Origin of the sequence: uncultured Stenotrophomonas sp. (assembly GCF_963519925.1) — a bacterium.
Lineage (GTDB): Bacteria > Pseudomonadota > Gammaproteobacteria > Xanthomonadales > Xanthomonadaceae > Stenotrophomonas > Stenotrophomonas maltophilia_AE.
Window position 1 is genome coordinate 1 of sequence record NZ_CAUQPH010000247.1, and the last position, 2,624, is coordinate 2,624.

2 protein-coding genes and 1 pseudogene are annotated in these 2,624 nt (G+C 68.0%); 2 read left to right on the forward strand and 1 reads right to left on the reverse strand.

Annotated features, from left to right (window positions below; all coding sequences use genetic code 11):
• Positions 1 to 1,422: ATP-dependent RNA helicase RhlB (gene rhlB, locus RWO33_RS20100; protein WP_314107222.1), on the reverse strand; the 1,422-nt coding region annotated here is incomplete at its 3' end.
• A gap of 468 nt (positions 1,423 to 1,890) precedes the next feature.
• On the opposite strand from rhlB, the gene trxA reads away from it, so the two are divergent.
• Both trxA and RWO33_RS20110 read left to right on the forward strand, forming a co-directional pair.
• Positions 1,891 to 2,220, forward strand: a complete 330-nt coding sequence (gene trxA / locus RWO33_RS20105; RefSeq protein WP_145478966.1) for a thioredoxin — start codon at positions 1,891 to 1,893, stop codon at positions 2,218 to 2,220.
• A 223-nt stretch (positions 2,221 to 2,443) separates the two neighbouring features.
• Positions 2,444 to 2,624: pseudogene (locus RWO33_RS20110) on the forward strand (transcription termination factor Rho); the annotation flags it as partial.

Sequence of the window (2,624 nt, forward strand, 5' to 3'; positions counted from 1 at the left end):
CGCCTGCTCGCCTTCCACGCGCGGCTTGCGCGGGCCACGCGGACGGCGTTCGCCGCTGCGCTCACCACTGCGCTCGCCACGGCCAGCACCGCCACCGGAGCGGCTGCCGCTGGAAGAACGACCACCACCGCGGCGCTCTTCTTCGGCCGCACGCGCCTCGCGGGCCTCGCGGAAGATCTGGCCGACGCTTTCGTTCTCGTCGCCTTCTTCGCCGGGCGCCGCCGGAGCGCGCTCCGGGCGCGGCAGCGCGGTCAGGATCTCGCTGGTCACCGCTTCAACCGGGATCTTCTGTTCGATATAGGCCTCGATGTCCGGCAGGCCCATCGCGTAACGCTCGCAGGCGAAGCTGATCGCATCGCCTTCCTCGCCCAGGCGGGCGGTACGGCCGATGCGGTGCACGTAGTCTTCAGCGTCGAACGGCAGGTCGTAGTTGTAGACGTACTTGATGCCGTCGATGTGCAGGCCGCGCGCGGCCACATCGGTGGCCACCAGGATTTCCAGCTGGCCCTTCTGGAAGCGGTTGAGCAGGCTCTCACGCTTCTTCTGCGGCACGTCGCCGGACAGCACGCCGACACGGTAGCCGGCCTTTTCCAGCGAACGCGCGACGCGCTCGACAAAGACCTTGGTGTTGACGAAGACCATGGTGCGCGCACCTTCGCTGCGCGACAGCAGGCCCAGCAGCAGCGGGATCTTCTCTTCGTCGGCCGGGAAGTAGATGCGCTGGCGCACGCGCGCGGCGGTGATCGACTCGCTTTCCACCACCAGCTTCTGCGGCTCGTTCATGTGTTCATAGGCCAGCTCCAGCACGCGGTGGCTGAGCGTGGCGCTGAACAGCAGGGTCTGCCGGGTGGTGCGCTCGGGCATGCGGCGCAGCAGGAAGCGGATGTCCTTGATGAAGCCCAGGTCGAACATGCGGTCGGCTTCGTCGAGCACGCAGATCTCGCAGGCGTGCAGCGAAACGACCTTGTGCTGCTTGACGTAATCGATCAGGCGGCCGGGGGTCGCGATGATCACGTCCACGCCCTGCTGCAGCAGTTCGCGCTGCTTGTCGTAATCCACGCCGCCGTACACCAGCGCGAAGCGCAGGCCCAGGTCCGAGCCGAACTTCACCGCATCCTTGTGGATCTGGATGGCCAGTTCGCGGGTCGGCGCCAGGATCAGCGCGCGCGGGTCTTCCGGCTTGCGGTCGGCCAGCGCCGGGCGGGTCAGCAGGCGGTTCACCACCGCGACCAGGAACGCCAGCGTCTTGCCGGTACCGGTCTGGGCCTGGCCGGCCACGTCGCCGCCGGGCAGTGCCACCGGCAGGGTCAACGCCTGGATCGGGGTGCAGCGGGTGAAACCAGCGCCTTCAAGGCCCGCCTGCAGGGCCGGATGCAGCTCGAAGGAGGAGAAAGTCAAATCGGTCAGCGGTTTGTCGCTCATGAGTCCGTCTTGGTAAGGCCAGCCGACGGAAGCGCGGGTGGCTGGCTTGCAATCTTGGGGGGCACCGTCGCCACTGCGGGCCCTGCGCCGGGAAGGGCGGAGGCCGGACCGAACCGGTCCCGGGGCGCCGCACAATGCCCCAGTTTAGCGCAAAGCCGCGCCCCACCCGTCGCAACCCTTCGTGAGACGTAGAGCCACGCCCTGCGTGGCTGCCTCGTGAAGGTGCGAGCCCCACCCTTCACCGCCCCAACCCCCAGTTGAACACCGGGTCGCGCCACGCTGGAACCCTTCCGCCCCCCACCACATATCGTTCCCGCCAGCCCCAGCAAAGCGCGATGACGGTCACAGGACGATTCTTTCCACCCTGCGCCTGCCACCCCGCGACGATAGGGGTACACTGCCGGCCGTGAGCGTCCAGGCATCCATCCCTCCGGCCCCGCCGGGTGCACTCCAACACGAGAGACCAAGATGAGCGACAAGGTTGTACATGTCAGCAGCGCTGACTTCGAAAGCACCGTACTGAACTCCAAGGAACCGGTCCTGGTCGATTTCTGGGCGGAGTGGTGCGGCCCCTGCAAGATGATTGCCCCGGCACTGGACGAGCTGGCCGACGCCTATGACGGGCGCGCCAAGATCGCCAAGGTCAACGTCGACGAACAGCGCGAACTGGCGGCGAAGTACCACGTGCGTTCGATCCCGATGCTGCTTGTCTTCAAGGACGGCGAGGTCAAGGCCCAGCAGATCGGTGCGGTCGGCAAGGCCCAGCTGGCGGGTCTGCTGGACAAGGCCCTGGCCTGACCTGTACCCCGGCAGCCGGTCCCCGGCTGCCCCGCGGGCCCCACGCCCGCATGAATGACCCTGCCCCACCCGGCTTGCGCGCCGCCGCGAGCCGGTGTTAGTGTCGGCACATCCGGCCGCATTCGCGCGCCGCATCTTCTGGATGACGTTCGTTTCCAGAATCCCTTCCCAACGTTCGCCGCCCCTGCAGGGCGCTCGCACCTTTCAGCGAGGAATCCAGCACTTGTCCGATATCACTACTTCCGAACCCGGGAGCGCCGACGCGCCCGCCGAAAAGCGCGTGCGCAAGCCGCGCGTCGCCAAGGCCGCTGCCAGCAGCGCCGACGCCGGGTCCCCCCCTTCCCAGAATGCCCTGCCCCTGGCTGCCGCGCCTTCCGCGCCGGCGCCGGCAGCAGCGGCTGCAC